19 protein-coding genes are annotated in these 22,760 nt (G+C 64.8%); 10 read left to right on the plus strand and 9 right to left on the minus strand.

The features are described 5' to 3' along the window. Positions 1 to 84: 84 nt before the first annotated feature. A complete protein-coding gene (locus ACYQ3G_RS14950) occupies positions 85 to 1,437 on the minus strand; it encodes a phosphohexomutase domain-containing protein (RefSeq protein ID WP_459826948.1) in 1,353 nt (450 codons plus the stop codon). Positions 1,438 to 1,858: 421 nt separating this feature from the next. Continuing rightward, positions 1,859 to 2,899, minus strand: coding sequence for an IS110 family RNA-guided transposase (locus ACYQ3G_RS14955; protein WP_459822339.1), 1,041 nt, complete (start codon positions 2,897 to 2,899; stop codon positions 1,859 to 1,861). 248 nt (positions 2,900 to 3,147) lie between these two features. On the opposite strand from ACYQ3G_RS14955, the gene ACYQ3G_RS14960 reads away from it, so the two are divergent. From ACYQ3G_RS14960 to ACYQ3G_RS14980, 5 genes are all read left to right on the plus strand, one after another. Further along, entirely contained in the window at positions 3,148 to 4,356 is a 1,209-nt protein-coding gene (locus ACYQ3G_RS14960; RefSeq protein WP_051306952.1) for an MFS transporter, read from the plus strand. 198 nt (positions 4,357 to 4,554) lie between these two features. After that, positions 4,555 to 7,368 carry an FAD-binding and (Fe-S)-binding domain-containing protein gene (locus ACYQ3G_RS14965; RefSeq protein WP_459826950.1) on the plus strand — a complete coding sequence of 938 codons (2,814 nt, stop codon included), beginning with the start codon at positions 4,555 to 4,557 and terminating at the stop codon, positions 7,366 to 7,368. Positions 7,369 to 7,573: 205 nt separating this feature from the next. Beyond that, a complete protein-coding gene (locus ACYQ3G_RS14970) occupies positions 7,574 to 8,164 on the plus strand; it encodes a peroxiredoxin family protein (protein WP_459826952.1) in 591 nt (196 codons plus the stop codon). Positions 8,165 to 8,168: 4 nt separating this feature from the next. Further along, positions 8,169 to 8,780, plus strand: coding sequence for a redoxin domain-containing protein (locus ACYQ3G_RS14975; RefSeq protein ID WP_459826954.1), 612 nt, complete (start codon positions 8,169 to 8,171; stop codon positions 8,778 to 8,780). A gap of 102 nt (positions 8,781 to 8,882) precedes the next feature. After that, on the plus strand, positions 8,883 to 9,398 hold the full coding sequence (locus ACYQ3G_RS14980) for a nitroreductase family protein (protein WP_459826956.1): 516 nt from the start codon (positions 8,883 to 8,885) through the stop codon (positions 9,396 to 9,398). Positions 9,399 to 9,462: 64 nt separating this feature from the next. On the opposite strand, the gene ACYQ3G_RS14985 is transcribed toward ACYQ3G_RS14980, so the two are convergent. From ACYQ3G_RS14985 to ACYQ3G_RS15015, 7 genes are all read right to left on the minus strand, one after another. Continuing rightward, positions 9,463 to 11,658, minus strand: a complete 2,196-nt coding sequence (locus ACYQ3G_RS14985; protein WP_459826958.1) for a TonB-dependent receptor — start codon at positions 11,656 to 11,658, stop codon at positions 9,463 to 9,465. 168 nt (positions 11,659 to 11,826) lie between these two features. Next, the gene (locus tag ACYQ3G_RS14990; RefSeq protein WP_459826960.1) at positions 11,827 to 12,438 is read right to left on the minus strand and encodes an FmdE family protein; all 612 of its coding nucleotides are present in this window, start codon (positions 12,436 to 12,438) and stop codon (positions 11,827 to 11,829) included. Between the two features lie 11 nt (positions 12,439 to 12,449). Then, entirely contained in the window at positions 12,450 to 13,205 is a 756-nt protein-coding gene (locus ACYQ3G_RS14995; RefSeq protein ID WP_459826962.1) for an ABC transporter ATP-binding protein, read from the minus strand. Further along, entirely contained in the window at positions 13,202 to 14,269 is a 1,068-nt protein-coding gene (locus ACYQ3G_RS15000; RefSeq protein ID WP_459826963.1) for a FecCD family ABC transporter permease, read from the minus strand. Before ACYQ3G_RS15000 ends, ACYQ3G_RS14995 begins: the two co-directional genes overlap by 4 nt. After that, entirely contained in the window at positions 14,269 to 15,357 is a 1,089-nt protein-coding gene (locus ACYQ3G_RS15005) for an iron ABC transporter substrate-binding protein (protein WP_459826965.1), read from the minus strand. Before ACYQ3G_RS15005 ends, ACYQ3G_RS15000 begins: the two co-directional genes overlap by 1 nt. Positions 15,358 to 15,434: 77 nt before the next feature. Next, positions 15,435 to 16,406 carry an energy transducer TonB gene (locus ACYQ3G_RS15010; protein ID WP_459826967.1) on the minus strand — a complete coding sequence of 324 codons (972 nt, stop codon included), beginning with the start codon at positions 16,404 to 16,406 and terminating at the stop codon, positions 15,435 to 15,437. A 257-nt stretch (positions 16,407 to 16,663) separates the two neighbouring features. Beyond that, positions 16,664 to 17,674 (minus strand): sigma-54 interaction domain-containing protein, encoded by a 1,011-nt coding sequence (locus tag ACYQ3G_RS15015; RefSeq protein WP_459826969.1) that lies wholly within the window; start codon positions 17,672 to 17,674, stop codon positions 16,664 to 16,666. Positions 17,675 to 18,011: 337 nt separating this feature from the next. On the opposite strand from ACYQ3G_RS15015, the gene ACYQ3G_RS15020 reads away from it, so the two are divergent. From ACYQ3G_RS15020 to ACYQ3G_RS15040, 5 genes are read left to right on the plus strand one after another with little or no spacing between them, the layout of a single operon-like run. Continuing rightward, positions 18,012 to 18,998: a sulfite exporter TauE/SafE family protein gene (locus ACYQ3G_RS15020; protein ID WP_459826971.1), complete on the plus strand. Its 987-nt coding sequence runs from the start codon at positions 18,012 to 18,014 to the stop codon at positions 18,996 to 18,998. 25 nt (positions 18,999 to 19,023) lie between these two features. Continuing rightward, on the plus strand, positions 19,024 to 19,443 hold the full coding sequence (locus ACYQ3G_RS15025) for a DUF1634 domain-containing protein (protein ID WP_459826973.1): 420 nt from the start codon (positions 19,024 to 19,026) through the stop codon (positions 19,441 to 19,443). A 12-nt stretch (positions 19,444 to 19,455) separates the two neighbouring features. Next, positions 19,456 to 20,691, plus strand: a complete 1,236-nt coding sequence (locus ACYQ3G_RS15030) for a sigma 54-interacting transcriptional regulator (RefSeq protein ID WP_459826975.1) — start codon at positions 19,456 to 19,458, stop codon at positions 20,689 to 20,691. Positions 20,692 to 20,693: 2 nt separating this feature from the next. Then, positions 20,694 to 21,047, plus strand: a complete 354-nt coding sequence (locus tag ACYQ3G_RS15035) for a NifB/NifX family molybdenum-iron cluster-binding protein (RefSeq protein ID WP_028576685.1) — start codon at positions 20,694 to 20,696, stop codon at positions 21,045 to 21,047. Then, complete coding sequence (locus tag ACYQ3G_RS15040; protein ID WP_459826978.1) at positions 21,044 to 22,759, plus strand: sensor histidine kinase; 1,716 nt, start codon at positions 21,044 to 21,046, stop codon at positions 22,757 to 22,759. Before ACYQ3G_RS15035 ends, ACYQ3G_RS15040 begins: the two co-directional genes overlap by 4 nt. The last annotated feature ends 1 nt before the right edge of the window (position 22,760 follow it).

Genomic DNA, 22,760 nt, shown 5'->3' on the forward strand with positions numbered 1-22,760 from the left:
CCAAACAACGTGAGGGCGAAGCCCCCCGGCCTCGCCCTCACCCGCCCCGGGCACCCCCAGGTCCATCCCGTCCACTCGGTCCACTCAGCCCATCCCGTCCACAACCCCCAGAATTTCCTTCGTCTTCTCCTCCATGAGCGCCCTGTCCCCGCGCGATTCCACATTCAGGCGCAGCACGGGCTCGGTGTTGGAGGAGCGCAGGTTGAAACGCCAGTCGGCAAACTCCAGGCTCAGGCCGTCGGTCGTGTCGCGGACCAGGGCTCCCGCGCCGAAGCGCGCCTCCACGGCGGCGATGGCCGCGCGTGCGTCCGTGACCCTGCGGTTGATCTCGCCGCTGGCCGGAAATGCGCGCATGGCGTCGTCGACCAGTTCGGCCAGGGACTTGCCCGTCAGACAGACCAGTTCGGCCACCAGCAGCCAGGGGATCATGCCCGAGTCGCAGTAGGCGAAGTCGCGGAAATAGTGGTGGGCGCTCATCTCGCCGCCGTAGACCGCGTCCTCCAGACGCATGCGCTCCTTGATGAAGGCGTGGCCGGTCTTGGACATGATGGGCCGCCCTCCGGCCTCGCTGACGGCGGCTATCGTGTTCCAGGTCAGGCGCGGGTCGTGGATGATGCCGGCGCCTGGATGCTTGCGGGCGAAGGCCTCGCCCAGCAGGCCGACGAGGTAGTAGCCCTCGATGAAGCGGCCGGTTCCGTCGAAGAAGAAGCAGCGGTCGAAGTCCCCGTCCCAGGCCAGGCCCAGGTCCGCGCCCGTCTCGACCACGGCGCGGGCGGTCATGTCGCGGCATTCCGGCAGGAGCGGGTTGGGCACGCCGTTCGGGAAATTGCCGTCGGCCTCGTGCAGGATCTTGTGGAAGGCGAAGGGCAGCAAGGGCTCCAACAGATCGACGACGGCCCCGGCCCCGCCGTTGCCCGCGTTGACCACGACGGACAGGGGCCGCAGGGCCGAGCGGTCGATGTAGGACAGCAGGTGGTCGCGGTAGCGCTCCCGCACGTCCAGGGACTGTTCACGGCCGATGCGCTCGGCCGCCTGGAACTCGCCGGACGCCGCCAGATCGCGGATGGTGAAGAGGCCCGTGTCGCCGCTTATGGGCCTCGAATCCTCGCGCACGAACTTCATGCCGTTGTAGTCCTTGGGGTTGTGGCTGGCCGTGACCATGATGCCGCCGTCCATGCGCTGATCGAAGACGGCGAAATAGACTTCCTCGGTGCCGCACTCGCCCAGGGCGTAGACGTCCACGCCGGATTCGACGAGCCCGCGGGTCAGGGCCGCGGCCATGGCCGGGCTGGACAGGCGGATGTCGTGGCCGACCACCACGCGGGACGGCTTGAGCCAGGCGGCGTAGGCCCGGCCGATGCGCCAGGCCAGGTTCTCGTCGAGTTCGTCGGGCACGCGGCCGCGGATGTCGTAGGCTTTGAAGCAGGAAAGGTTCATGCGTCGGCTCCTCGGATAGGGTATGATCGGCCCGTCAGCGGCCGGGATCATGGCTACCGGGACGGAGGCGGCTTGATCAAGAAAAAAGAGCGACTCACCCAAACGTCATGTATAGACCCGCCCTCAGTGTCAAAACATTTTGCAACAAACGAGAGGAATGCAGTCATGTATCCGGCATCTGGTCACTGAGACCGTGCCCTGATGAAATCCGCGCTTTGGAATCCAAACATTGCGACGGCATGTTTCTGCCGATGACGCTTCCGGAGTTTCCCAAAGCCGGTTCGACCGTTTGTGCATCATGTTTTGCGGCACTCCACAGGATGAGTTTTTTCGCGTTTATCCACAGTTGGCTGGCGCGGCCCTTGCGTGGGACATCCAAAAAAATGTCGCATAGCAAGGGCCGTGACAGCCCCGGCATATCTCAGTTCGTTGCCTTTGCTGCCTGATATTCCTCGCCTCGTGCCAATACCGCCCAGGCAATTCGAGCGGTTTTGTTCGCCTGAGCCACTGAGGCCACAAATTGCCCTCGTCGAGCAACCACTCCTTGAAGCCACGCCTTGCGTTTATCATTGGCTGTTTCCACAATGCCGGACCAAGCCCGGCAAACATTCCGAGCCCCCTGTATCAACAGTTTGCGGATGTATGTGTTGCCTCGTTTGGTGATGCCAAGAAGTTTCTGTTTTCCGCCGGAAGAATGCTCTCTGGGCGTCAACCCCAAGTATGCAGCAAGCTCTCTGCCGTTTTTGAACTGTTTGGCATCGCCCACATGGGCAACAAGCGCGGAGGCTGTCACTGGGCCAATACCAGGTACCTTCATCAGTCGAGTGCAATGCTCGTTGGCTTTTGTGATTGCCTCCATCTTGTGATCCAATTCGGCAAGACGTTCGTCAGCCTCATGGAGTTCTGTGTAGAGGTCGGAGAATAAATCACGAGCCTTGATGCTTAATCCGTTCTGAGGATCTTCCACAATTTCCGGTAAGCGCTTGCGTACATGGGTGATGCCTTGAGGCAAAATGATTCCTTTTTCGGACAGAAGACCGCGTATCTGGTTCGCAAGGGCGGTTCGGCTTTTGAGCAACCGCTCACGGACACAATGCCAGGCAGACATGTCTTGCTGCTCTTCAGTTTTGACCGACACAAAACGTGTTGACGGTCGTCCTGCGACTTCACAGATGGCCCGGGCATCCGCAGCGTCAGTTTTATTGTTGATAACGAACGGCTTCACGTGGCGAGGCGAAATCAAACCTACAGTGTGTCCCAGTTTCTGTATCTCCCGCCCCCAGTAATGCGCACCTCCGCAGGCTTCCAAGCCCACCGTGCAAACGGGAAGGTTGGCAAAAAACGCCAGAACATCCTTTCTGTTCAGCTGCTTGTTGAAAACGTCTTTTCCGTGCTTGTCCACGCCGTGCACCTGGAATTTATGCTTTGCGATATCAAGCCCAATACGGCATACTTGTTTCATGACCCGCCTCCCAGATTAAGTGTTTGGAGATACTCACTTATGGCACATTCGATGCCGTTATGCCATGGGCATATGGGGGGCGGGTCTATCCCATCATCGCGAGCGCAGCGCGGCCTGGTCGGGCAACGCGCGAGATCCATCCTCCACATCCCCGTTCGGCGCGAGGGCTCAAGTCTGTCGGTTGACTTTTCCCCGGATCGCGCCTTTTCTCTCCTGCGTCGAACCGCACCGCAAACCCCGGAACCACCATGTCCTCTTCAGCCTGGACCACGCTGACCCGCCCCCTGCGGCACCGCAACTTCCGCCTCTTCGCCTCGGGGCAGATCATCTCCCTCGTCGGCACCTGGGTCCAGAACGTGTCCGAGGCCTGGCTCGTGTACCGCCTGACGGGATCGAGCGCCGCCCTGGGCCTGGTGCGTTTCGCGGGGCTGGCGCCCGTCTTCGTCCTGGCCCTGGTGGGCGGGGACTGGGCCGACCGCGCCAACCGCCGCGCCATTCTCATCGGGACCCAGACCGCGGCCATGGTCCTGGCCTTCATCCTGGCCGCGCTGTGCTTCACGGAGCAGGCCCGGGTCTGGATCATCGTCCTGCTGGCGGCCATGCTCGGCGTGGTCAACGCCATCGACAACCCCACCCGGCAGTCCTTTGTCGTCGAGATGGTCGGCAAGGAGGATCTCCCCAGCGCCATCGGCTTCAACTCCTCCATGTTCCATGCGGCCCGCATCATCGGGCCCGGCGTGGCCGGGGCGCTGCTGGCCACCGTCGGGGAGGCCTGGTGCTTCACCCTGAACGGGTTGTCCTTTCTGGCCGTCATCGCCTGCCTGGCCCTCATGCGCCTGCCCGACACGCCCAGACCCGCAACCCAGGGACAATTCCTGTCCCGCATCAAGGCCGGCGTCGCCTTCGCCTGGACGAACCCTGCCATCCGCAGCCTCCTGGCCCTGGTGGCCGTGACCAGCCTCTTCGGCTCCTCCTTCCTGGTGCTCATGCCCGTGGTGGCCAGGGAAGTTCTGGGACGCGGGGCCGACGGCTACAGCCTGCTCATGACGGCCGCCGGAGTGGGCAGCCTCATGGGCGCCCTCATCCTGACCCTGCGCAAAAACACGGGTCTGTGGGTCCTGCGCTCCGTGGCGTCCCTGGCCTTCGGCCTGACGCTGATCCTCTTCTCGCTGTCCCGGACCTTTTGGCTCTCGGCCCTGCTGGCCGTGCCCTGCGGGCTGTTCATGATCCTGCTCATGGCCACGTCCAACACGCTGGTCCAGACCCTCACCCCCGACGAGATGCGCGGCCGGGTCATGGCCCTCTTCGCCATGATGTTCATGGGCATGTCGCCCTTCGGCTCCCTCGGGGCGGGTCTGACGGCCGAGTTCATCGGCGTCGGCCCCACCCTGGGCCTGTGCGGCGCGGTCTGTCTCGTCGCAGGGCTCGTTCTGGGTCGCAGACGCCGGGACAGTTGATTCCGCAATACTTCCCTTCCCCTGCGACGGACGCGACCGTCCCCACCACGGCGCACGTCTCTCCCCTGCAGCCACGCCGAATCCCGACGATTTCGTCCGGTGTCCGGTTATCTTCATCACAAAACATGTTTTCGGCTTGTGGACAGCCATAAAATCGGATATATTTAATAAGAATTATTCTTATAATACGGAGGTCCCATGCTCGATTCCAAGTACCGGAAATTCCGGGACGCAGTGGCCGCTTTCGTGCCGGCCGGGCGTATCATCACTGACCCTTTGCGTCTGCTTGCCTACGGCACGGACGCGAGCTTCTACCGGCTCATCCCCAAGATCGTCATCAACGTGGAGTCCGAAGGCGAAGTGGCCAGCATCCTGCGGCTGGCCCACCGGGATGGCATCGAGGTGACCTTCCGCGCGGCCGGCACCAGCCTTTCGGGCCAGGCGGTCACGGATTCGGTGCTGTTGCGCCTGGGCGAAGGGTGGCTGGGTTGCCGCATCTACGACAACGCCCGCCGCATCGACCTGGAGCCGGGCATCATCGGCAGCCACGCCAACCGCGCCCTGCTGCCCTTCGGCAAGAAGATCGGGCCGGACCCGGCCTCCATCGACACCTGCAAAATCGGCGGCATCCTGGCCAACAACGCCAGCGGCATGTGCTGCGGCGTGGCCGAGAACAGCTACAAGACCCTGGAGGAGTTGCGCCTGGTCTTCGCCGACGGGACCATTCTGGACACTGGCGACGACGCATCCAGGCGCGCCTTCCGGGACAAGCATCCCGAGATCATCGGGGGGCTTGAGGACCTGCGCCGCCAGGTCACGGCCGCGCCTGAACTTGAAGCGCGCATCCGGCACAAGTTCAAGATCAAGAACACCACGGGCTACAGCCTGAACGCCCTGGTGGACTTCGAGGACCCCTTCGACATCCTCAAGCACCTCATCGTCGGCTCCGAAGGGACCCTGGCCTTCGTCTCCAAGGTCACCTACCGAACCGTCGTCGAGCACGCCCACAAAGCCTCGGCCCTGATGATCTTCCCCGACATCCGCACGGCCTGCGAAGCGACCATCATCCTCAAGAAACAGCCCGTGGCCGCCGTGGAACTCATGGACCGCCCGGCCCTGCGCTCGGTCCAGGACAAGGACGGCATGCCGCCCTACCTGAAGGAACTGAGCGAAACGGCCGCCGCTCTGCTGGTCGAGACGCGGGCCGAGGACAAGGCGACCCTCGACGCCCAGATCGCGACCATCAGAGCCGCCCTGGCCGGCGTGGCCATGGTACGGGACATTGAGTTCACGCCCGTGCCCCAAGAGTTCGCCAAGCTGTGGAACATCCGCAAGGGCCTTTTCCCGGCCGTGGGCTCCGTGCGCGCCACGGGCACCACGGTCATCATCGAGGACGTGGCCTTCCCCATCGAACGCCTGGCCGACGCGACCCTGGAACTGCAGGGCCTGCTGGAGAAATACGGGTACTCCGAGGCCATCATCTTCGGCCACGCCCTGGAGGGGAACCTGCACTTCGTCTTCACCCAGGACTTCGGCGACCCCAAGGAGGTCGAGCGCTACAGCAACCTCATGGACGACGTGACGGCCATGGTCGTGGACCGCTACGACGGGTCCCTCAAGGCCGAGCACGGCACGGGCCGCAACATGGCGCCCTTCGTGGAGATGGAGTGGGGCAAGGATGCCTACCGCCTCATGCAGGACATCAAGCGCATCTTCGACCCCAAGGCGCTTTTGAACCCCGGCGTCATCCTGAACCCCGACCCCAAGGCGCATCTCAAGGATCTGAAACCCCTGCCCGCGGCCCACGAACTGGTGGACAAGTGCATCGAGTGCGGGTTCTGCGAGCCCATCTGCCCGTCCAAACACATCACCCTCACGCCGCGGCAGCGCATCACGAGCTGGCGCGAGATCCAACGACTGCGGAACATTCCCGAAAAAAGCGCGGAGCTCGCCAAGCTGCTCAAGGCCTACGGCTACCAGGGCGACGGCACCTGCGCCACGGACGGACTGTGCGGCACGCGCTGCCCCGTAGGCATCGACACGGGCAAGATGACCAAGGCCCTGCGGGCCGAGCACGCCACGGACGGCCAGAAGAAGGCCGCCGACTGGGTGGGCAGGCACTTCGAGGGCGTGGCCCGGACGGTCTCGGGCGTGCTGAGCACCGTGGACGCCGTCCACGCCGTGGCCGGGACGCGCTTCATGGACGCCTCGTCCGAGGCCCTGCACCGCGCCTCGCTGAGGCGAATCCCGCGCTGGAACGAGCAGATGCCCAAAGGCCTGGGACGGATCAAGGCCCAGCCCATCGACGAGGCCAACCCCTTGAAGGTGGTCTACTTCCCGAGCTGCATCGCCCGCAACATGGGACCGGCACGGGGCGAGAAGATCGCGTCCCTGCCCGAGGTCACGGTGCGGCTGCTGCGCAAGGCCGGGTACGAGGTCGTCTTCCCCAAGGGCATGGGCGGGCTGTGTTGCGGTCAGGCCTTCGAGAGCAAGGGTTTCGTGGCCCAGGCTGACGCCAAGAGCGCCCAGTTGGAGGAAGCCCTGCTGGAGGCCACCCGCGGCGGCGAGCTGCCGGTGCTGTGCGACACGAGCCCGTGCCTGAAGCGCATGCAGGACGTCCTGGACCCGCGCCTCAAGCTCTACGACCCGGCCGTGTTCGTGCTCGAATTCCTGCAGGACAAGCTCTCCTTCGTGCGCAAGGACAAGCGCGTGGCCCTGCACGTGACCTGCACGTCCCGCAAGATGGGACTCGAAGGGAAGCTCCTGGAGCTGGCCGGTAAATGCGCCGCCAAGGTGGTCGTGCCCGAGGACGTGTTCTGCTGCGGCTTCGCAGGGGACAAGGGCTTTTCCGTGCCGGAACTCAACGCCTCGGCCCTGAAGACCCTGGCCGACAAGGTCCAGGACTGCACCGAGGGCTACTCCACCAGCCGGACCTGCGAGGTCGGCCTGGCCCTGCACGGCAAAATCCCGTACCGCTCCATCCTCTATCTCGTGGACGAGTGCACCGCATAACCGAAAACACCCCGCAGGTTCCTGCCTGCGGGGTGTTGTGCGCTTCTTTTCCTGTGTCAGAACGTGAGTATTAGGACGCCGGTTGCGGGCCGTATGCCGGCCTGTTACATAGAGGCGTCCCATTCTCTGCGTACGTGCCGCAGCGGCACGCGCACAACCTCTGCGTGCGGCCCTCCCCGGGTCCGTACCCTTCACGGAGTCCACCATGCGCCTCGTCATCATCCTGCTCGGCCTGCTCCTGTCCCTCCAGGCGGGAAGCGCGCTGGCCATGGAAGCGTCGGAAAGCCCCGCTTCACACCCCCTGCCTGCAGGCAGCGCCATGCCCGACCTGCAACTGCGGGGCGAGCTGGCCTCCGAACACCTCAAGCACCTGGGATTGAACGGCGCGGAGCCTCACAGCCTCTCCGGCATCCAGGCCAAGACCGTCATTCTCGTGGCTTTCAGCATGTACTGCCCCCACTGCCAGCGCGAGGCGCCGGTCCTCAACGAGCTGAACGCCCTGATCGAAAGCCGCGGCCTCTCCGCAGACGTGAAGCTCATCGGCGTGGGCATCGGCAATTCGGATTTCGAGGTGAAGGTTTTCAGGGACAAGTACGCCGTGACCTTCCCCCTGTTCTCGGACCCCGATTTCAAGGTCAACAAGGAAATAGGCGAAGTCGGCACCCCCTTCTTCTATGTCCTCGACCTCGATGCGCAAAAAAAGAAGATCATCGTTGCCGACACGCAGCTCGGCCGATTGGAATCCGCAGCCGCGTTTCTGGACGATGCCCTGAAAGCAAGCAAAGCCGTGAGGTAGTCACATGTCACGACATCTGATCCCCTTCGTCCTGGCCGCGGCTCTCGTGTGCATCGTGCCGCTGTGCGCCATGGCCCAGAACTCGGGCATCCCACAGAACCACCTCTTCCAGGTGGGTGAACTCAAGCCCGTGGACAGCACCCTGAAAGTCAAGATCGGGGATCCGGCCCCGGACTTCAGCCTGCCGACCATCGACGGGGGCACGGTCAGCCTTGCCCAGTTCCGCGGCACGAAAAACGTGGTCCTGTCCTTCGTGCCTGCGGCCTGGACCCCGGTCTGCTCGGGGCAGTGGCCCGGCTACAACATCGTGCAGGACATGTTCGAGCAGACGGACACGCAGCTCATCGGCGTGAGCGTCGACAACGTGCCCACGCTGCACGCCTGGGTGCAGGAAATGGGCGGCGTGTGGTTCCCGGTGGCCTCGGACTTCTTCCCCCACGGCAGACTGGCCGACGCCCTGGGCATCCTGCGCTCGACGGGCGAGGCCGAACGGTCGTTGTTTCTGATCGATAAAGAGGGCGTTATCCGCTACATTGACGTGCACGACATCAACTCCAGACCCGACCTGGGGCCGCTGGTCAAGGCCATGCAGGAGCTCAAAAAAACGCAAGACTGACGGCGCACAGCGTACCCGGCAACGGTTGCGACATGCGTCATCACTCGGTTCCTGCTCAAAAAAGGCGGCCAGGCCACGCAACCTGCAGCACGGAGAAAAATCATGGAACTTCTCGACGCCATCCATACACGGCGCAGCATCCGCAAATACACCGACTCACCCGTGGACGAGGCGATGGTCGAAACCATCCTGCGGGCCGGAATGGCCGCGCCCTCGGCCGGCAACCAGCAGCCCTGGCACTTCGTCGTCGTCACGGACAAGGCCCGGCTCGAAGCGATTCCCGCTTTCCACCCCTACGCCAAGATGGTCGCCCAGGCGCCGCTGGCCGTCCTCGTCTGCGGCGACCCCGACGGCAAAAAATGGCCGACCTTCTGGGTCCAGGACCTGAGCGCCGCCACCCAGAACATGCTCCTGGCTGCCCGCGGCCTGGGGCTTGGAAGCGTATGGGTCGGCATCTACCCGGAACAGGACCGCATGGACGGCTTCCGCAGGCTCTTCGGCCTCCCCGACCACATCCTCCCCTTCTCCCTCGTCCCCATAGGCTGGCCCGCCACGCCCTTCGAAGCCCTGGACCGCTTCCGGCCGGAACTCGTACACCGGGAGACCTGGAACGGCTGACAAGACAGGGCCCCGCGATCCCTTGCGGAAAAGCGGGGCCCGGATGGCTGTCGTCCTCCCGGCCTCAGAACTCGACCCCCACGCTGAAGACGGCCGTGAAGGGCGCCCCGACATAGTAGCCAGCCCCGCCTTCCCTGGTGTCGTCGGAGGCGTTGATCATGGACACGTACTGCGTATTGAAGAGGTTGTAGAGATCGAGGGCAAAGCGGATGCCGTCGGCGAAATCCAGGTCCCTGTAAGTGTACTTCACGCCCAGGTCCGCGACCGCATAGTCGTCGACCCGCTCCTCGTGTTCGACGTCCCCGTAACGCTCGCCCATGTAACGCACGCTCGGGACGACCTCGAAGCCCATGCATTTCCAGACCAGGCCGGCCTTGACCATCCACTGCGGGGTGTCCACCACCTGCTCGCCCTCGGCTTCGAGGGTGCTGCCCTGGTAGGTCAGGTCATCGTCGTAGGTCAGCCGCGTGTATGAGGGGTTGACGAAGACCGTCAGGTCCCTGGTCGCATAGAAATTGGCCTCCACTTCGATCCCGTACCCAGTGGCCTCGCCGACGTTCTGGGCATAGCTTTCGCCGACGCGCGGGTCGTAGACTGTGGTCAGCAGGTTGTCGTGCAGGGAGTAGAACACGGCCGGGGTGATGTCGAAACGTTCGCCCGTGATACGCAGGCCCAGTTCGAAATTGTCCGAGGTCTCCATGTCGTAGCCTTGGAACATGTCCTCCAGGGTCACGCCCGCGGCCTGGAACTTGGCCCGCTTGGAATTGTACAGGTTGATGAGCGGCACGTACGAGTACGGCCGGATATGGCTGCGGCCGTAGCTGGCGTAGGGCTGGAAGGTCTCGTTCAGGGTCAGGCTCACGCCGGCGCTGGGCAGCCAGACGTCGTACACGCGCGCGTCGCGGGCCAGGTCCGGCGATTCCGTCAGGACGCCGCCCTCGGAGGTGTAGCCCGCGCTGGCGGGCTCGTCGTAGCGGAAGTACTTGAGCCCGACCTGCCAGTCCAGGCTGCCGGCGGTTCCGGCCAGGGTGGCGAAGGGGCTGTTGACGTAGCCGTTGCCGTCATTTTCGGTACGGATGCTGTGGTTGACGAATTTCCCGGTGGTCGGACTGTAGATGTCCGTATTGATCTGCATGTCCACGGACTCGAAGAGGTGCCCCACGGAAAGGCGGGCCATCTCCGTATCCACGTCCAACTGTGACAGCAGCCCGATATGGTCGATGTCGCGCATGCGTTTCTGCACGACGCCTCCCTGGGACTCCACTCCCTGGTAGATATCGGCGTCCTCGCGGGAGTAGTAGGGTTTGAAGGTCGCCTTGAACGTGTCGTTGAAAGTGAAGGGGACCACCGCCAGGATGTCCGTGTTCTCATGCTCGGCCCTGTTGTTCCCGTAGTAGAAGATGTCCTGCCCCTTCACGCCGGTCAGGGATTCATTGAAATCCTTCGTGTAGTTCTCGTGCAGATCCCGGATGTCGCCATAGCCGAGGGAACGGTAGAGATCCTGCTCCACATGGTTGTGGTTGACCCAGAGCCGGATGGCATCCTCTCCGTGCCATGGCTGGTCGATCATGAAATTGGCGTTGACGCGCGGCCCCAGGTCCCCCGGCCCCTTCCACTTTTCGGCGTCGGTCCAGGAAGCCGAGGCGCTGAAGGCCGTGTCCGAGGCCCAGAGCCGCCCGCTGTCCACCCGCGAAAAGGCCCGGCTGTAAGCGTTTCCGCCCACGGAGAGAGTCAGGTCCAGGCCCGGATCCTCCTCGGGCCAGCGCGGCCGCAGTTCCACGGCGCCACCGCGTGCGCCCACGCCCGTGCCCAGTCCGGCCGGGATGGCGCCCTTGTAGATGGCGAGGCTTTCGAAATTCTCCATGTCGTAGATGTACTCGCGCGGACCCATGGGGTTGCCGCCCCAGTTCGGCACGCCCTCCACCGTCATGGACCCCAGGAACCCGCGTACGCCGCGCACGCGCGTGTTCTTCTGCTCGGCCGCCAGGCCGTAGGGGTCGACGCTTTCCACCTGCACGCCCGGCAGGGAGCCCATGGCCTCGTACACGCTGGTCTCGGCCCTGGTCCCGGACAACTCCAGGCCGCTGCGGGTGATCTCCGTGCCCGTGTAGACCTGCTCGTTGGCCTGACGCGTCGGCGTGACCAGCCTCTCCTCCACCACCTTCATTTCTTCCAAGACGACGTCCCCTTCCCCGGCCCAGGCGGCGCCTGCCAGCGCCGCCACGACACACAGCGCCGCCGCGAATCCCCGTACACCCATGACACCCTCCGCAGAACATTTATTTATAATATTTATTATTTAAGAAATACTTTTTTAATATTCGTAACACTATTGGGCGCACCGGCCCACGCGTCGCCCGAACGGCGCGCCGTATGGCGCGCCGCGGTGCAGGGACACAAATCGACGGGTGGGCGGCGGTGCCGCGGATCAGATCTTCTGCTCGACCATCCGGAAGCACGGGATGCACAGCGTGGCCCCGGCGAAGCGCCGCGTGCGCGACTCCATGGTCTTCTCGCCGCAGTGGTCGCAGACCAGGCTCTGCAGGATCTTCGGTGGACGGGGGGCGCCCTTTTCCATGGGCGTTATGAGGAACATCTCGTCCAAGGGCAGTTCCATGAACCGCCGCTGCAGGCCGGAACGCAGGTCGGCCATGCGCCGGCGGTCCTCCTCCGTGGCCGAGCCGTCGCCGCTCTTGCGCATCAGTTCGGCCATTTCGTCGTCCATGCCGCTGCGGGCCGCCGGGTTGAGCAGCGCCCGGAAGCCCTGACCGCTCTCGCGTCGGAAGAAGGAGAAAGCCATCTTGCCGTGGTCGCGGTGGATGAGGTTGCCCTTGCCCATGGTCGCTCCCGTCAGGAACTGGATGGCGTCCACGCCGCACATGTCGGTCTCGACCACGGCCACGATCTCGGAATCCCTGGGGTTGTCCAATTCGCGCAGGGCCAGCTCGGCGGCGCGGATGCCGATGGCCAGACCGGGGCAGCTGTGCCCGTGAAAGGCGATGGTTGCGTCGATGCGTTCCTGGGGAAACTGACAGGACATGACTTCTCTCCTTAGGTTGTTGGAATGATGACGGGTTGGCCGTCGAGATGGTGGATGGCGACCGGCAGCCCATAGACGTCGCTGATGATGTCGGCGGTCACGCCGGCGACATGGGTCATGGCGTGGATGGTTCCGCCTTTCAGAAAAATGGCCTTGTCGGCATGGCGCAGGGCCATGTTCAGGTCGTGCATGCTCATGACCGCGGCGATGCGGTGCTCGTCCACAACGCGGCGCACGAGGGACATAATCTCGACCTGGTTCTTGAGGTCCAGGGCGCTGGTCGGCTCGTCCAGGAGCAGAAGGGACGGCTCCTGAACCAGGGCCCGGGCGATGCAGACCTTCTGCAGCTCGCCGCCGCTCAGGGTGTCGATGTGCCGCATGGTCATGGACGACAGACCCAGGGTATGGATGACGGCCTCGGCCCTGCGCAGGTCGTCGGGGCCGGTGCGCCAGCGGATATGCGGGGCGCGGCCCATGAGCACGGCATCGAAGACCGTCAGGCGCGAAGTCTCGCTCTTCTGGGAGACGTAGGCCACGTCCCGGGCGATCTCGGACGGGGACATGGTCAGGACGTCCCGGTCCTCCACGAGCACGGCGCCGCCCTTGGGTCGCAGGATGGCGTTCATGCACTTGAGCAGCGTGGTCTTGCCCACCCCGTTGGGTCCGAGGATGGCCAGCAGTTCGCCCCGTTCCAGCCGGAAGTCGATGTCGCCCAGCACGGATCGGCCGTTGTAGGAGAAATGGAGGTCGCAGACCGAGAGCATCATGACCTGCCTCCTCGGATGATGAGCCAGAGGAAGGTCGGCGCCCCGAGAAAGGCCGTCAGCACGGACACGGGCAGGAGATGCGGAGCCAGGACCAGCCGGGCCGCGGTGTCCGAGGCCAGCAGAAGCAGGGCACCGCCGACCAGGGAGGCGGGCAGGAGAAAGCGGTGGTCCGCGCCGATGAGCCGACGGAACATGTGCGGCACCACCAGACCGACAAAGCCGATGATGCCCAAAAAGGCGATGAGCACGGCCGTGACCAGGCTGGACAGGAACATGCCGGCCATGCGCACCCGCTCCACGCGCACGCCCAGCCCCCTGGCCGTCTCGTCCCCGGCGTCCATGGCGTTGTAGCTCCAGCTTCCCGCCCAGAAATAGAGGAAGCACGGGGCCACGACCGCGGCCATGAGCCCCAGTTCCCCCCAGGTGGCCCGGGACGTGTCCCCGAAGGTCCAGAAGACCATGGCCGCCAGCTGCACGTCCGTGGCGAAGTACTGCAGGAACATGGTCGCGGCCGTGAACAGGGCGCCCAGGGCCACGCCCGTCAGGACCATGGTCTCGGGACGCGCCCCGCGCAGCCGCGAGATGGCCACGATGATCCCCGATGCGGCAAGGCTGGCGACGAAGGCGGCAATCGTCGTCAGATACGGGTCGGTGATGGTCGCGGCGACTCGCCCCGAGGTCGTCAGGCCCGAATCCAGAACCATGACGGCGAACGCCGCGCCGAAAGCGGCGGCGTGGGAGATGCCCAGGGTGAAAGGCGAGCCCAGGGGGTTGCGCAGGATGGCCTGCATGACCGCCCCGGCCACGGCCAGGCCGCCACCGGCGACCATGGCCGCCAGGGCCTGGGGCAGGCGGATGCCGCGCACGATGGCGTCAACCCGCGGGTTGTCCGAGACCCCGGCCAGGCTCGACAGGACGTCGCCCACGGACAGCCCGGCCGGCCCGACGCCCAGGGACAGAACCAGGCACCCGGCCAGGGCCAGGGCGGACAGGAGCACCACCCCCGCCTTCCAGGCCAGGTAGCGCCGGTACTCCTCGGGAACGCGGCCGTGATCGGCGTGCATCAGCGCACCGGAATCCGCGTGTAGGCCATGTTCCCGAAGGCCTCGTTCATGGCCCCGAACACGGGCCTGCCGACGATGAAGGCGTAGATCTCGTCGGCCTTGGCCGCAGGGTCGATGTCCACGAAGCGGTCGGGGTACAGGGTCTTGCCGACGAAATAGGCGTTGGCCAGGATGGACTCGTAGTTCTGGGCGTACCAGTTGTACGGCAGCACGCCGAAGACCCGCCTCTCGCGCACGGCCGTCAGGGTCGCATAGGCCGGGTCGGTGCGCAGTTCGTGCAGGCCGCCCGCCTCCTTGCCCATCTGCAGGGTCGAAAGATCCAGGAAGAGGTAGTCCGGGTCCCAGACCACGATCTGCTCCTTGGCCACGCTCGTGGTGCTGACGTCCCGGGCCGCTCCGCCCTGCTCGTGGGCCAGATTGCGGGCACCGACAAAGGCGAAGGGCGGGTAGCCCGGCTCCGTGGACTGGAAGCCGTGGGGGCCCTTGTAAGCCACCCCGCCCAGGTAGGCCGAGGGCCTGTCCTGGATGCCGGCGGTGCGGGCCGCCAGGTCGGCGATGAGCGCGTCGAAATAGGCGATGAGCTGTTCCGCCCGTTCGTGTCTCCCGACAACCACGCCCATGAGGCGCAGGGAGGCGTAGAAGCTTTCCCGCGCGGCGCCGAGGTCGCCGGCGTCGAGGACGATTACGGGCAGTCCGGTCTTGGCCTGCAACTCCACCGGGTCGTGGCCCATGGTGGCAAAGGTCTTGAAGATGACCTGCGGCTGCGGCTCCAGGGTAAGGATGAGCTCGGGGTTGTCCTGGCCGCGGAACTGTCCGAAAATGGGCATGGCCTTGAACTGCGGGTTGGCCAAGGCGTAGGGCCTTGCGTCGAAGCGGTTGGCCTTGGCCTCGATGTCGTCCACGGCCACGGCCAGCCCCTGGGCTTGAAGATAGGTCAGCAGGCGCAGACAGCCCGAACCCGAGCAGATCACGCGCTCGACGCTGTCGGGGATGGTCTGGACGCGCCCCGTGGCGTCGGTCACGGTCCGGGCCCCGGCCGGTCCGGCGATCAGGAGGAAAAGAGCAAGGAAGAACGCGATTCTCGGCATGGTCCGCTCGCAAAGGTTGAGATGTAAATCCGGACCGCCCGCCGGGGCGGCATGAGCATGAGACTGATGCGCGCACATCAGCCCCCCTTGAGGGAGAAGCGGATGGGCAGCATGGCCGCGCACTCCACGGCTCGTCCGCCGCGCACGGCCGGGGCGTACACGGAAGCCCTGGCCGCCTCCAGGGCCGCCTCCTCGAAGCCATGCTCACCGCCCTCGACCACCGCCGCGTCCTTGAGCTCCCCGCAGGCGCCGATGACCAGGCGCAGAACGACCCGCCCTTCCCGCCCCTTACGTCTGGCGGCCTCGGGGTACCGCGGCAGGACCCGACGCACGAAGCGGGGACCGTCGGAGTCGCCGAAGGCGGCATTGACCGGGGCTGTGCCGATCCCCCCGCCGGTCGGGGAATGGCCCGGCCCTGATGCGCCCCCGCCGAAATCCTGTCCCAGTCCGCCCGCGGTCGCCAGGGCCGTGGAATTCAGGGCAGCTCCCTGGTGGGGGGCCGGTTCGGCCGCACTCAGCGAAGGCTGCGCCGTCTCGACGGCCTGCGCGTGGGAAGAGGCGGAAGCGCCATCGGCCTCGACCCGGGGCCCCGGAGGAGCCGCGAGCCTGTCGGAAGGCATCGGGCGACTCCGCGTGACGGCAGCCGTCGGCCTTTTCCTGGGAGGAACCGTCACGTCGCTGCCGACCCGACATGGTGCCGGAGCCACGGGTCCGGCCAGGGACGCCTGCGGCACAACCGGGCCTGCGACCGCCCCGCCAGCTGATCTCCCTGCGTCATGGCCGGACGCAGGGCCCGACAGTACGCCGACCGGAAACAACGACACGCTGATGACACCGCGCGGCACGCCCTGCCCCATGGCCAGGACCGCCAACAGGGCGAAGATGCAGCCATGCAGGGACGAGGCGAGGGTCACGGACAGCACGGACCCCAACCTCGCCGACGCCCGGACTGCCTCCTCGACCCGGATAGGGCCGGAACCCCGCGTCCCCGTCAGCGGGAGAGACAGGTCGAGACAGCAGGGATCGGTCGTATCGATAATGGTGCTCATGCTCGCGGCTGAAGAAAGTCATGTTTTCTGGCAGGTTCGGAATATCCCAAAGCAATCGTGTGATCAATAGAAAAATCATGCTATTTTTAAGTTACTATTTTGATATTCATATCAATCCAGTCTTCTTTTCGGGAAATAGGATGGGGCTGCGGCAGGAACCGCAAAACGAGGTGCGGCAAAAAATTGCCGCACCTCGTTTTGCGGTCACGGGTGCACAGTGATGCCGAATGCGGGGAAGAACGAAAACGCCGCGCCTGTCAGGCCAGCTTCAGTTCGTATTCGGCCAGCTTGTAGCGCAGGGTGCGCGGGCTGACGGCCAGGATTTCGGCCAATCGCGCCTTGCTGCCGCGGGCCTCGGACCAGGCGCGGACGATGGCGGAGACCTCGGCCTGGCGCACGGCCGCCTCCAGGGTCATGACGCCCTGGCCGCACTCGACGGCGGGCAGGCCCGTCGCGATGCGCATCTCCAGAGGCAGGTGGCCCGGCTCGATGACGTTTTCGGCCGTCAGGAGCACCAGGCGCTCCATGAGGTTCCTGAGCTCGCGGACGTTGCCGGGCCAGGAATACTTGCACAGGGTCGCCTGGGTGGCGGGGGCGAGGCGGACGTCGGGCTTGTGATAGCGGTGGCGGTACATGGCCAGGAAGTACTCGGCCAGGGGCGGGATGTCGTCGGCCCGTTCGCGCAGGGGAGGCAGGGTCACGGGGATGACGTTCAGGCGGTAGTAAAGGTCGGCCCGGAACTCGCCGACAGCGACCATCTTGTGCAGCAGGCGGTTGGTGGCGGCCACGATGCGCGCGTCGAAAGGCAGCGTCCTCTCTCCGCCCAGGCGGCGGAAGGTCTTCTCTTCCAGCACGCGCAGGAAGTCGACCTGGTTGGTGGGAGGAATCTCGCCCACCTCGTCCAGGAACAGCGTCCCGTCGGCGGCCATCTCGAAGCTGCCCTTGCGCTGCCGCTGGGCTCCGGTGAAGGCCCCGGCCTCGTGGCCGAAGAACTTGTCGGCGAACAGCTCCCCCTTGAGCACGCCGCAGTTGACGGGAATGAACGGCTTGGCCCGGCGCCCCGAGAGCTGATGCACGAGGCGGGCGAAAAGTTCCTTGCCCGTGCCGGACTCGCCGTAGACCAGGATGGTGGCGTCGGAACCGGCCACCTGCATGGCCAGGCGATAGAGGTCGCGCATGGCCCGCGACTGGATCACGAACTTGCCAAGCCCCTCCTCGGTCCCCAGTTCGAGGATCTCCGCTTCAAGCTCCCCGGCACCACGCGGCAATTTTCTGCCGGGCGACTCCGATTGCGCACGCAGACCAACTTCAGAACCAACACCTTGATTTTTCGACATCAATACTTCCTTTCTCCATGGCGCTGCGCTTCAGAAAGCGGCCACCGGAAGAGTTCTCTGTCGCACCGCCTTTTTGAGAAAAAAGGCACAAACTTGCCGATCCGGCAATTTCTTGCCGATTACTCCTTGGCCGACACCCCGTCAATGCGCAAATACCGCCAGTTCCCGACTGGCATGTTCCTTGCGAAGACAGCAACCCGAATGCGCTTCGCATCGTGCTATGGCAACAATTCAGGCAAGGAACCGTGTAAACTGGAGAGAGACAGGAATGAAACTGAACAAAACGTGGATGCGAATTCTGGGAGGGGTCGGACTGGCCGCGCTCCTGTTGGCAACTCTGGCCTGGGCCGACAACAACACCGATATCGCCAATGAGGCGGCCAAACAGATGGCCGAAGCGACGGGCGCCCCGTCCTCCATGCCGTGGTGGGCATGGCCGACGATCCTGCTCTTCTTCTGCTTCGTGCTCGGCATCATCGCCGTTCTGGCTGGCGTCGGCGGCGGCGTGCTCTTCGTGCCCCTGGTCAGCGGATTTTTTCCCTTCCACCTCGACTTCGTGCGCGGCGCCGGTCTGCTCGTCGCCCTGGCCGGAGCCCTGGCCGCCGGACCGGGCCTCTTGAAACGCAACCTGGCGAGCCTGCGCCTGGCCCTGCCCGTGGCGCTGATCGCCTCCAGCTGCGCCATCGTCGGCGCCTTCCTGGGCCTGGCCCTGCCGGGCAACGTCGTCCAGATCTGCCTGGGCGGCACCATCATGGGCATCGCCATCCTGCTCCTGGTTTCCAAGAACACGGCCCGCCCCGTGGTCACCAAGCAGGACGCCCTGGGCCTGGCTCTGGGCATCAACGGCGCCTACATGGAAGCCAACGGCGAGATCGTCGAGTGGAAGACCCACCGCACCCTGCCGGGCCTGCTGCTTTTCATCATCATCGGCATCATGGCCGGCATGTTCGGCCTCGGCGCCGGTTGGGCCAACGTCCCGGTCCTGAACCTGCTCATGGGCGCCCCGCTCAAGGTCGCCGTCGGCACCAGCAAGTTCCTGCTATCCATCACCGACACTTCCGCCGCCTGGGTCTACCTGAACCAGGGCTGCGTCATCCCCCTCATGGCCATCCCCTCCATCATCGGCCTGATGATGGGCTCCTTCGTGGGCGTGCGCCTGCTGGCCAAGGCCAAGCCGGCCTTCATCCGCTACATGGTCATCGGCGTCCTGCTCTTCGCGGGCGGCAAGGCACTGGCCAAGGGCCTCGGCTTCTAACTTTCAGATCGCAAGGAGAACAACCATGAACAGACCCGATACCAACGCCCCGGCCGAACAGATCGCCTACGCCAACATCCTCTTCTACGGATGCTGGAGCGGCCTGGCCCTCATGATCGTGACGTACCTCCTGTATGTCACCGGCATCATGGATCCGTACGTCTCCATGGAACTGGTGACCAAGTTCTGGTCCCAGCCCGTGGGCGCATACCTGACCCAGAACAACGTACCCACCGGTTGGGGCTGGGCCACCCTGCTGAACAAGGGCGACTTCCTGAACTTCGTCGGCATCGCGCTCCTGGGCGGCCTGACCATCATCTGCTACATCCCGGTCACCCTGGCCTACTTCAAGAAAAAAGACATGGCCTTCGCCATCATCTCCCTGCTCGAAGTCATCGTGCTCTGCTTTGCCGCATCCGGCATCGTCGGGGGCGGCGCGCACTAGGCGGTGTCTGAAGTGCTGAAACGCATCGAAGATCTGGTCCGCGGCGAGTGTCCGGACCTGCCGTCCCTCCTCGACGGGCTGCCCATGGGCGTGGCTCTGCTGGATGGCGACGGGCGGGTCCTCATGCTCAACAAGGCCCTGGAGGCGCTGACCGGCTACAGCCGGGAGGAAGTGCGCGGCCTGCCGTGCAGGCATGTCCTGCGCAGCCGCGCCTGCATCCAGGGCTGCCCCCACGGGCGTGAGGAAGCTGCGGACAAGGGCATCGAGACGGACTGCATCAACCGGCACCACCGCAAGATCCCCGTGCGCATAACGCCTGTCCGCGTCCGGGACGGCGAGAACAGGCCGGTCTGCATTCTCGACATCGTCGAGGACCTGACCGCCCTGCGCGAAATCGAATCCCGCCTGTCCCAGGCCACGGGTCAAGGCCAGTTCATCGGCCGCAGCCAGGCCATGCAGAAGATCCTGAACCTCGTGCCGGTCATCGCCCAGCATGACTCCCCGGTGCTCATCACCGGGGACACCGGCACGGGCAAGGATCTCCTGGCCGAATCCGTGCACAAGGCCTCGCCCAGATCGCGCGAACCCTTCATCCGCTTCAGCTGCGGCCCGATGCCTTCGGAACTGCTGGACGCCGAACTCTTCGGGCGGATCCAGGCGGACGATGGGGAACTCAGGCCCGGCCGCTTTCAGCAGGCCCACGGCGGCACGCTCTACCTGTCCGAGATCTCGGACCTGCCCCTGCCGCACCAGAGCAGACTGGTGCAGTTCCTGGACGAAGGGACCGTGTTGCCCGTGGGGGCGACCAAACCCATGCGGATCAACGCGCGGCTCATGGTCTCCACGGCGGAATCGCCGGAAAGGCTCGTGCAGGAGGGGCGTTTGCGCGAGGACCTCTTCCACCGCATCTCGACCATCCGCCTGCACCTGCCGCGGCTCAAGGACCGCGGCGAGGACCTGGGCTTCCTGCTGCACCACTTCATGTCGCAGTACGCCGCCCGCTTCAAGAAGCAGATCACCGGCATCAGCCCCCGTGCCCTGCGCATCGTCAGCGAACACGACTTCCCGGGCAACGTCCGCGAACTGAGAAACATCATGGAATTTGCGGCCATGGTCTGCTCGGGCGACACGATCCGCACCGGCCATCTCCCCGGCCATCTGGTGGTGGATTCCGCCGGTGCCGGCCCGGCCTCCCGTCCAGCCGAAAAGGCCCGCAAGGCCCCGCGCAAGGGCGCGGAGGGGAACTAGCCATGGAACGAAGAGCACTCATCGCCATCGCCAGGGACGAAGTCGCCCCGCGCTTTGACCTGACCAAGGAAGCCCTGCTATTGTCCATTTCGGAGAGTGGGGAAATCGTCCAGAGGAAGTCCTTCCTGCTGGCCGACGCCTCCGGGGACGAACTGTGCGACCTGGCCCTGTCCAGGGATGTCGGAACCATCGTCTGCGGAGGGATCGAGGACGAATACTTCCACTATCTGCGCTGGAAACGCATCGAAGTGATCGACTCGGTCATGGGCCCCCTGGAGCGCGTCATCCCACGTCTGGCCGCAGGCGAGCTCAAGGCCGGGGACATCCTTTTCGACCGGGCCGGGGAGTCCGCATGAAGAACATCCTGTCCGCCCCCATCAGCAACATCGAGGCCGACATCGGCACGGAGATCAATTCGCCCAAGCGGTACCATCTCCTGCGGCGCAAGATCGTCTCGCTCATGGCGCTGGTCACCCTCATTCCCCTGCTGTCCCTGGCCGGGCTCAACTACTATGAGCACCAGAACACCATGGCGGCCGAAATCCAGGCTCCCCTGCGGGCCCTGGTGGGCAAGGCCAAGCATTCCTTCGAACTGTTCCTGGCCGAGCGCACCTCGGCCGTGAGCTTCATCGCCTCGGCCTACTCCTTCAACGAACTCTCCGACGACGCCAACCTGCAGCGCATCTTCCAGGTCATGCGCCGGGAGTTCACCGGGTTCGTGGACCTCGGCCTCATCGACGTCGCCGGCAATCAGGTCAGCTACGCCGGCCCGTACGACCTCAAGGGGCGCAACTACACCGAACAGGCCTGGTTCCATCAGGTCCAGTTCAAGGGCACCTACGTCAGCGACGTGTTCCTGGGCTTCCGCAAGTTCCCCCACGTGGTCATCGCCGTGCGGCACACCACGGAGAGCGGCCGGTCCTGGATCCTCCGGGCCACCCTCGACACCATGCACTTCGACCGCATCATCTCGGCCATGGGTCTGGAGCCCGGCAGCGACGCGTTCCTGGTCAACCGAAACGGCATCCTCCAGACGGAATCCCGCCGCTACGGCAAGGTGCTCGACATCCTGCCCTTCGAAATGCCCTCCACCAGCGGCGAATCCAACGTGCAGTCCTTCCGGGACCAGAAGGGGCAGAACAATTTCATCGCCTCGGCCTTCATCGCCAACACGGATTTCGCCCTGGTCGCCGTGAAGCCCAAGCCCACGGCCTTCAGCACATGGTACACGGTGCGCCTGGACCTGCTCTTCATCTTCGTCTCGAGCGTCATCCTCATTTTCCTGGCCGTCTACAGGGTGACGAGCCTGCTGATTTCGCGGCTGCAGGAAAGCGACGAACAGCGCATGGGCGCCATCCACCAGATGGAGCACTCGCAGAAGCTGTCATCCATCGGGCGCCTGGCGGCCGGCGTGGCCCACGAGATCAACAACCCCCTGGCCATCATCAACGAGAAGGCCGGGCTCATGCGCGACATCATGAACCTGCGCCCGGACTTCCCGGACAAGGACAAGTTCGGCCGCCAGATCGAAGCCATCCTGCGTTCCGTGGAGCGCTGCAGGGGCATCACCCACCGCATGCTCAGCTTCGCCAAGCGCATGGACGTCAAGATCGAGGTCCTGGACGTGAACGCGGTCCTGGTGGAGACGCTGGGATTCCTGGAGCGCGAGGCCCAGTACCGCAACGTCGAACTCAGGCGCGAACTGGCCCACAACCTCCCGCAGATCCCTACGGACCACGGCCAGATCCAGCAGGTCTTCCTGAACATCCTGAACAACGCCCTGGCAGCGGTGCCCGACGGAGGGCAGATCGTCGTCAGGTCGTGGGACGAGAGCGAGGGCTTCATCGGGGTTTCGGTCCAGGACAACGGCTGCGGCATGTCCGAAGAGACCGCCAAGAACATGTTCGAACCGTTCTTCACCACCAAGAAGGAAAAAGGCACGGGGCTGGGCATGTCCATCACCTATGGCATCGTCAAGCGCCTGGGCGGCGAGATCCAGGTCAAGACCAAACTGAACGAGGGGACGACCATGACCATCCTGCTGCCCAAACGCTCTGTGGAAGGGTAAC

Source organism: Desulfomicrobium salsuginis, from assembly GCF_054657795.1.